We start from the raw sequence: 8,858 nt of genomic DNA, 5'->3' as shown, positions 1-8,858 counted from the left end.
CGACATCGGTACGGCTTTATATTCCGGCCCTCCTGGGTTTTGGCGTCGACACCAATGCCAGTCGGCTCAGGCAGTCAACTCTGCTGGAGGCCGCCCTCCATAACTTCGAGGACTCTGAAACCCGTGCTGGCGCCTTTCGTGATGGCTCCGGCATTTTCATTACCGACGCCGAAGGAGCCCTGAGGCGCCATTCATTGACCATCGAAAGTTTTGCGAGCCTTTGCAGGGATCTGGATCTCGGTGCGCAATATCAGCGGCACATCAAAGGGTTGCTGGCCCCTTCGGCGGTTGATGCCAAGGCCTCGCTTGAGCAGCACTTCATCGGGACCGAAAAGGCCGCGTTCAATGAGTCAGCGCTGATTGCCTATTTGAAGAGTGATATCACTTCTTATGCATATGGCAAGTTGCAGCAACTGCGAGACAACCAGACAAACATCACGATGGGCAATCGCCCGTTACAGTCTCATCGGCTGACTCTTTTGGGCGTGAAGCTGTCGGGTATCGTGTTGTTCAGTGCAGTGGCTGATCCGACACGAGTAAAGCGAATCTACAACAGCCTGGTTCCGGCAGACCAACGAACAATGCTGGAGTGGTCGCGCAAACTGGCCATTTTACCCGGGCAGGAGTTTGATCAATTCAAACTGCTCAAGGCCTTTTTTGCCAACGGGCCAAGCGGTGTGGTCGACGAGGTGCTGGGCAGGAACGATATTTTTACGCAGAGCCGGCTCGATGGCACCTTGATCGCCTACGTACCTGACGACCCTGAACATCCCTTGAAGGAATATTCGTCCTTCACCGACTTCATGAAGGAGCTGACGAGCCAGTTGCGCTCGTCGGACTATCAGCAGTTCTTCAGTCGGTTCGTACCGCAAAAAGACCAGGGCAGGTTTTTCGCTCGCGTCAGGGAGCGCTTCAGCACCTTCACCTGGCAGCAGCGGGAGCCGTTGAACATGGGGCCATGGTGGCGGGAAACCGCAGTGGAAAACCCCGACGCAGAACCGATCACCCATGTGATCGAAGGCGCGCTCTGGCCTCAGTTCAGTCGATGGCGGCGCGACAAGGCCATCGCCGATGCGCGACATATCGCCGTGCCCACTGGCGATGAAGATGCCAATGCCCGCTGGGCGCGGCTGAGGAGTTACGCGAACATCGGCTGGAATGTGTTCAACTTCGGCGCAATGCTGGTGCCTGGCCTGGGGGAGGCCATGTTGGGCGTGATGGTCGGGCAAATGCTGCTCGAAACCATGGAGGGCATTGAGGACTGGAGCAAGGGAGACAAGGAAGAAGCGTCGGCGCTTCTGTGCGGYGTCCTGATCAATGCTGCCCAGTTGGCAATCATGGCGGCAGGGCATGTTTTACCCACGGGCGCAGCGCCAGCGGTCCGGCCTTCATCTTTTGTCGAACAGCTGAAGCCGGTGGTGCTCGCTGACGGCAAGACCCGTCTCTGGAATCCGGACCTGAGTCCGTATGAACATCAAGTCAGTCTGAGTCCGGGTACGAAGCCAAACGAGCGAGGCCTGTATCTGCACAACGATCAGGAATTCCTGTCGATCGGCGGTAAATACTTTGCGGTGCAAGACGATCCACTCACGGGGCAACCGCGGATTCTCCATCCGGATCGAGCGATGGCCTACCAACCGAAGCTTGAACACAATGGCGCAGGCACCTGGCATACCGAGCTCGACCGCCCTGTCGAATGGACCTCGACCGAGCTCATGCGGCGGTTGGGGGCGAGGGTAGAAACGTTCGACGATGCAACGCTTGAGCAGATCCGGATCGCCAGTGGCGTCGAAGCAGATGTGCTGCGTCGGCTGCATGTCGAAAACGAAGCACCGCCGGCGTTGCTGGTCGACACGATCGAACGGTTCAAGACGTGGTCGGACACGGGGAAGCTGCCACGGAGCGGTCTGTCGCCATCAGACAATGCCAATGTGCGGGTGCTTCAGGATGCTTTTGCACAATTGCCCGACGGCGTGGCCGAGGAACTGCTGGCCGCCGCTGCTCCGGCGGATTTGCGAGCACTGGCCGAACAAAAGCGCATTGCCTTGCATCTGCGGCAACAGGTGCGGGCGGCCTTGCTGGAAGTACGTTTGGCGCGCGCCTATGAAGGGCTGTTCCTTGACTCGATGCACGCTCCGGATACGGAACGGCTGGCGCTGCACACCCTGGAAACCTTGCCGAACTGGCCGGGCGACGTGCGCATTGAAGTTCGCGAACATTCGTTCACCGGGCACCTGCGCGACAGCATTGGCCCGGAGAACGCACGTACGCGCAAAGTGCTGGTCAGCACGGACGAGGGCTATGAAGCGCGGGATGCCGAGGATAACCATCTGCGGGGTGCCGACGATCTTTTTTCATCCGTCTTGCACGCTCTGCCCGACGCCGAACGCAAAGCGCTGGGGTACGAGATCTATCAAGGCGCGAACCTCAAACGCAGTGTTCAAAATGCCCCGTTGGCGCGTGACAAGCTGCATCCGATGCTGGCGGACAACCCTCTGCGCAAGCCCGCCTACGATCCCGAAGCGATGAAGTTGCGCGGTGGCATGTTTGCCCCCCAGGGCATTCGACAACTGACAGGCCGAGTGACGCCGCAGGAGCGGGTCAGGAGTGTACGCCCCGGCTGGACGGAAACCGAGGCCCAGGCTTACCTGGACGGCGGGGGCGACGACGTTACTCCGGAACAGCGGGCAAGCGCATTGGAGGCGGAGTTCGATCGTCTCAATGCCAATTTCCGGCACTGGCTCAATTTACCCACCGAAGCGTTCAGGTACAGCCCTGCCGGCATTGCCGAATGGCAGACCCGAAACTCGATCTACACAACCATTCGCCAGTGCTGGCAGCACACCGGGCCCAGGGATGTGGACCCTTTGGGAAATATGTACGGGACAGCGCTTGATTTCAGAAACGTTCCCCTGGGGCGACACTTGGGAAGCATGCCTCTGTTGGAAGCCGATTTTCAGCACGTCACCAGCCTGAACTTGCTGGGCACTGGAATGAACGATGCCCACGTCACGTTTCTGGTTCATTTTCCGAAACTCCGTTCGCTGAATCTCACCGGTAACCAGCTCACGCAATTTCCTCGTGCGGTGGGGCGAATGCGTGGGCTGACCGAACTGAACCTCGGTGATAACCGGATTGTGCTGGATGCCCAGGGAGCTACCTATTTGAGATGGCTCTCCCGGCTGAAAAGTCTGGATCTGCAAGGAAACCCGTTGGGGAGAGTGCCCGATATCGGTGGGATGCGCATGCTGCATACCCTGATGCTGGGTGACACCGGGATTGATACCTGGCCGGAGGGGCTGTTCGCTCAACCCAGGTTCCGGCATTTTTACCTGAGCCTGCAGCGCAACGAACTGACCGTTATCCCGCAGGTTACGCCCGGCTCAGCCTCCGCGGAGCTGTTGGCGCGCACGGTATTGAATCGCGATCCGCCGTGGTTGTCGGCCGAGAACCTGGAAACGCTCAGAGGTTATATCCGGTCCGTCGGCCTGGACCCCGATCGTCCGTATCCGCCTCGCGGCGTGCGCGACAGTCTTGATTGGGAGGAAGGCTTGACGCGACCTGAGTGGGTGGCCAAACAGGATGTTTGGAACAGCGTTGAGGATGAGTTCGGCTCAGTGCCTTTTTTCAATCAGATCAGGAAGCTCACCCAATCAACCGCCTTCAGAACCGACAAAGCCTTCAGGGTGGACATGACGCAAAAGCTCTGGCGAATGCTGGAGGCCATGTCCAAGGACAGCGAGCTGCGGCGCAATCTTTTCGTCATGGGCAGGGAGGAGGTCACTAACTGTGTTGACGCCGGGGCGCAGTTGTTCAATGCGATGGGCGTAGAAGTGCTGATCCATGAGGCTTACGCATTGGCCAACCCGGGCCTGGTGGAGGCCGAACTGGTGCAGCTGGCCAGAGGCAAGTCGCGGCTGGACGAGTTGAGCCGGATCGCCCACAAAGTGGTTGCCGAGCGCCTGGAAAATGGTGAGCAATTCAGGACTGTCGATGCTGAGGGCGCAGTGTCGGGAAGTATCGATGAAGTCGAGGTCCACCTGGCTTACATGACGGATCTGGCAGAGCGACTGGACCTGCCCTGGCAGTCCCGTGATTTGCAATTTCGCACGCACACCGGTGTGACTCCCGAGATGATCGAGAGTGCGTATCAGCGGGTCATGGAGCTGGAAACCGGCGATTTACTGCGTGATTCGATCATCGAACAACCGTTCTGGGAAACATACCTACGGGGCACAAATCGAAGCGCCTTCAAGGTTTTCAGGCACCGAATCGATGCAACGACTGAGTTTTACATGGCGCTTGAAAAGAGGGCCTCCGAACCGAACCTTTCGTTGCAGGCAAAGGCCGATCTGAAGCAGGAGCTCCGGGTACTCGCCGCTGAACTGGGTAAGCTGGAAAGCGAAATTGCTCCGGGCCAGGTCATGACTGACCAAGCCTATGCCGCCGAGTTGAACCTGATCGATATCGAAATGAAAACGCTGCTTAAAACCCTGACCCAACAGGCGATGGATCGGGCGAAACTGCAAAGGGTGGACATCGCCTTTATGAACGCACCAGCAACGGATTGACCTGAGAAACAGCTAACCCGGTACGAAGAATGACACCCCTCGTGCCGGGTTTATGCCTGACCGAATCTCAAAACAGGAAGTAACGCTGAGCCATCGGCAACACATCCGCTGGCTCGCACCAGAGCAAGACACCGTCGGCCTTAACCTGATAAGTCTGCGGGTCAACGTCGATGTTCGGCAGGTAATCGTTGTGAATCAAATCGGTTTTCTGCACCTCGCGACAGCCTTTGACCACCGCGATTTTCTTCTTCAGCCCCAAGGCTTCAGGCAAGCCCGCCTCCTGCGCGGCCTGGCTGATAAAGGTCAGGCTGGTGGCATGCAACGAGCCGCCGTAACTGGCGAACATCGGGCGGTAGTGCACTGGTTGCGGCGTTGGAATAGACGCGTTGGCGTCACCCATCAGGCTGGCCGCAATGGCACCGCCCTTGAGGATCAGCGTTGGCTTTACCCCGAAAAACGCTGGACGCCAGAGCACCAGATCCGCCCACTTGCCCACTTCGACCGAGCCCACTTCATGGCTGATCCCGTGGGTGATCGCCGGGTTGATGGTGTACTTGGCGATGTAGCGTTTGGCGCGGAAGTTGTCATTGCCTTCGCCATCTTGTGGCAGCGGACCGCGCTGCTTCTTCATTTTGTCGGCGGTCTGCCAGGTGCGGGTGATGACTTCGCCGACGCGGCCCATGGCCTGGCTGTCGGAGCTGATCATCGAGAAGGCACCGAGGTCATGCAGGATGTCTTCGGCAGCAATGGTTTCGCGGCGGATGCGGCTTTCGGCGAAGGCCACGTCTTCGGCAATGCTCGGGTCCAGGTGGTGGCAGACCATCAGCATGTCGAGGTGCTCGTCGATGGTGTTGCGGGTGAACGGCCGGGTCGGGTTGGTCGAGCTCGGCAGCACGTTGGCGAAACCGCAGGCCTTGATGATGTCCGGCGCATGACCTCCACCAGCACCTTCGGTGTGATAGGTGTGRATGGTSCGSCCCTTGAASGCGGCGAGGGTGGTTTCGACGAAGCCGGACTCGTTGAGGGTGTCGGTGTGGATGGCGACCTGGACGTCGTATTGGTCGGCCACTGTCAGGCAGTTGTCGATGCTCGCGGGCGTGGTTCCCCAGTCTTCGTGCAACTTCAGGCCGATGGCGCCGGCCTTGACCTGCTCGATCAACGGTTCTGGCAGGCTGGCGTTGCCCTTGCCGGTGAGGCCGATGTTCATCGGGAACGCATCGGCGGCCTGGAGCATGCGCGCCAGGTGCCATGGCCCGGAGGTGCAGGTGGTGGCGTTGGTGCCGGTGGCCGGTCCCGTGCCGCCGCCGATCATGGTGGTGACGCCGCTCATCAGCGCTTCTTCGATCTGCTGCGGACAGATGAAGTGGATGTGGGTGTCGATGCCGCCGGCGGTGAGGATCATGCCTTCACCGGCGATCACTTCGGTGCTGGCGCCGACCGCGATGGTGACGTTGGGCTGGATGTCCGGGTTGCCGGCCTTGCCGATGGCGGCGATGCGCCCGTCCTTGAGGCCGACGTCGGCCTTGACGATGCCCCAGTGGTCGATGATCAGCGCGTTGGTGATCAGGGTGTCGACGACATCGCGTGCCAGCCGTTGGCTTTGGCCCTGGCCGTCGCGAATGACTTTGCCGCCGCCGAATTTCACTTCTTCGCCGTAGGTGGTGAAGTCCTGTTCCACTTCGATCCACAGTTCGGTGTCGGCCAGGCGGACCTTGTCACCGACGGTGGGGCCGAACATGTCGGCGTAGGCTTGTCTTGAGATTTTCATGCGCTTGCCTTGAAAGTGAAGTGCGGTAGTCCGCGGTCCATTGTGGCGAGGGAGCTTGCTCCCGTTCGGCTGCGCAGCAGTCGTAAAATCTGCCGCTCCGATTATTCAGATAGATCGCACCAGCTGTGTTGCGAGCGCTTCGCACTCGAGCGGGAGCAAGCTCCCTCGCCACAGGGTTTGCGTGTCAGTCGAGGTCGCCCATGATCCTGCCGGCAAACCCGAACACCCGGCGATGCCCGGCCAGGTCCACCAGCTCGACCTCGCGGCTCTGCCCCGGTTCGAAGCGCACTGCGGTGCCGGCGGGGATGTTCAGGCGCATGCCGCGGCTGGCGACGCGGTCGAAGGTCAGCGCGTCGTTGGTTTCGAAAAAGTGGTAATGCGAGCCGACCTGGATCGGCCGGTCGCCGCTGTTGGCCACCTTCAGGCTGACAGTGCGTCGGCCCACGTTAAGCTCGATGTCGCCGGGCTGGATCTGGTACTCACCGGGAATCATCACTGGGCTCCTTGGAGAATCTTGTAGTAGAGGGCGGTCGGTTTGTAGCGCCCGTTCGGGTCGCAGGCGTAGTCCGGAATTTCGCCGGCACGGGTGTAACCCAGGGCCTTGTAGAAGTCTTCGGCGGGGGAGCCGGCCTCGGTGTCGAGGTAGAGCATGCCGCGCTTGTGCTGGCGGGCGGCGAGCTCCAGGGCATGCATCAACTGCTGGCCCAGGCCGCGACGACGGGCGTGTTCACGCACCAGCAGTTTCTGCACTTCGGCGCGATTCAGCCCATTGGCTTTCTGGCACAGGTTCAGTTGCACACTGGCCTGCACCTGTTCGTCCTTGACCACCACCCACAGCAGCACGTTGCCTTTGTTCAGGTTGTCTTGGACTTCATCGAAATGGGCTCGGGCCTGGGTGGCGTCCAGATCCGCCATGAACCCGACGCTGGCGCCATAGCCGACGGCGTCGAGCAGCAGATCAATCAATCCCTGACGATAGTGCGCAAAGCTTTCAACATTGACGCGTCGCAGTTGGGCGGCGTTCATGGGGCATCACTCCTTGTGGGGATCGGGTGGCATTGCGCCCGGATCGAGGATCAGTTGCATGAAGGTCAGGTCCAGCCAGCGGCCGAACTTGGTACCCACCTGCGGCATTTGGCCGGTGACGACAAAACCGGCCCGATCGTGCAGCCGGATCGAGGCGCTATTACCGCTTTCGATGGCGGCGACCATCACGTGTTTGTTGCAGCCTTTGGCGCGCTCGATCAGCGCTGCCATCAGTTGCGGGCCGAGGCCATTGCCGCGTTGGTCGTTGCGCACGTACACCGAGTGCTCAACCGTGTGGCGGAACCCGTCGAACGGCCGCCAGTCACCGAATGAAGCGTAGCCGAGTACGTTGTCGTCGCCGTCGACGATCACCAGAATCGGATAGCCCTGGGCTTGCCGCGCGCTGAACCAGGCCTGGCGGTTGCCCAGGTCCACGGCCTGTTCGTTCCAGATCGCCGTGGTGTTGAGCACCGCGTCGTTGTAGATGTCGCGGATCGCCGGCAGATCGGCGTGCAGCGCATCGCGGATGTGGTAAGTCATGGCGCAGCCTCAGGCGATCGGTTGGTGAACGGTGACCAGTTTGGTGCCGTCGGGAAACGTCGCTTCGACCTGGATCTCCGGGATCATTTCCGGGATGCCTTCCATCACTTGCTCGCGGCTGAGCAGGGTGGTGCCGTAGTGCATCAGCTCGGCCACGGTCTGGCCGTCACGCGCGCCTTCGAGCAGCGCCGCGGAAATGTAGGCCATGGCCTCCGGGTAATTGAGTTTCACGCCGCGAGCCAAACGCCGCTCGGCCACGAGGCCGGCGGTGAAGATCAGCAGCTTGTCTTTTTCGCGTGGGGTCAGGTCCATCGTAGAAATCCATAATCGGCAGTTAAAAAGTCTTCTGTAGGAGCGTATTCAGGTGGCCCATATTCTGGGCGGAACGGCTTCGCGGCCGAGCAACGCAGGCCGGAGCAATCGCCACAATTCAATTAGCCAACCCCGTGCCAACAACGCCTCGCTGGCCAGGCACCGGGCGACCAACAGCCCCGGTAGCTGCGTCAGATCCCCGCGCACCTCATTGGGCAGCGAGCGGCACTTCTCCAGCAATTCACTATCAATCTCTCCGGTCACCAGCAACGTCGCAAACACCGGTTGCCCATCCAGCCCGATCGGCGAGTCCAGCAAACCGTCATCCCCGGTAATGCGCTGGCGTTCGTGCCAGAGCAACTGGCCGTCGCGGCGGATATCCAGGTGGGCCTGGAAGTGCCCGAGGTCGAAGCGCTCGCCACTGGCCGGACGCCCCAGCGCGACCACGTCCCAGTAGAACAACCGGGCATCGCCCTCAAGATCAATGCTCGTGCTGAGTTCAGCCTGAGCGGCGCTGAAGATAATCGTCTCTTGCGGCAGCCACTCCAACGTAGCACCGGCGGCAACGTGCAAGTCGAGTTTCTGATATGCCGGCCCGGCCGCGCGATACCACTTGGCGGCGCCGGGGCTGGTGATTTGCG

The 8,858-nt window shown here is 60.5% G+C and carries 7 protein-coding genes; 1 reads left to right on the top strand and 6 read right to left on the bottom strand.

The annotated features are described in order from the left end of the window. The coding region (locus tag AC1DLB_RS12825; protein ID WP_477785080.1) for an NEL-type E3 ubiquitin ligase domain-containing protein at positions 1 to 4,571 on the top strand (4,571 nt) is incomplete at its 5' end. Positions 4,572 to 4,638: 67 nt separating this feature from the next. Here the strand turns inward: AC1DLB_RS12825 and ureC are convergent. The 6 genes from ureC to AC1DLB_RS12795 all read right to left on the bottom strand — a co-directional run. Then, positions 4,639 to 6,339, bottom strand: coding sequence for an urease subunit alpha (gene ureC / locus AC1DLB_RS12820; protein WP_477744190.1), 1,701 nt, complete (start codon positions 6,337 to 6,339; stop codon positions 4,639 to 4,641). 184 nt (positions 6,340 to 6,523) lie between these two features. Then, positions 6,524 to 6,832: an urease subunit beta gene (locus tag AC1DLB_RS12815; protein ID WP_018928453.1), complete on the bottom strand. Its 309-nt coding sequence runs from the start codon at positions 6,830 to 6,832 to the stop codon at positions 6,524 to 6,526. Next, positions 6,832 to 7,365 carry a GNAT family N-acetyltransferase gene (locus AC1DLB_RS12810; protein ID WP_018928452.1) on the bottom strand — a complete coding sequence of 178 codons (534 nt, stop codon included), beginning with the start codon at positions 7,363 to 7,365 and terminating at the stop codon, positions 6,832 to 6,834. Before AC1DLB_RS12810 ends, AC1DLB_RS12815 begins: the two co-directional genes overlap by 1 nt. Before the next feature lie 6 nt (positions 7,366 to 7,371). Then, positions 7,372 to 7,905, bottom strand: coding sequence for a GNAT family N-acetyltransferase (locus AC1DLB_RS12805; RefSeq protein WP_018928451.1), 534 nt, complete (start codon positions 7,903 to 7,905; stop codon positions 7,372 to 7,374). A gap of 9 nt (positions 7,906 to 7,914) precedes the next feature. Continuing rightward, a complete protein-coding gene (ureA, locus tag AC1DLB_RS12800; protein ID WP_007937143.1) occupies positions 7,915 to 8,217 on the bottom strand; it encodes an urease subunit gamma in 303 nt (100 codons plus the stop codon). Positions 8,218 to 8,265: 48 nt separating this feature from the next. Continuing rightward, positions 8,266 to 8,858 (bottom strand): urease accessory protein UreD (locus AC1DLB_RS12795; RefSeq protein ID WP_477785079.1); only part of this gene is annotated, 593 nt, incomplete at its 5' end.

The sequence above is a fragment of the Pseudomonas sp. 05N434 genome, assembly GCF_056396965.1.
This window is presented reverse-complemented; position numbering and strand designations above follow the sequence as displayed.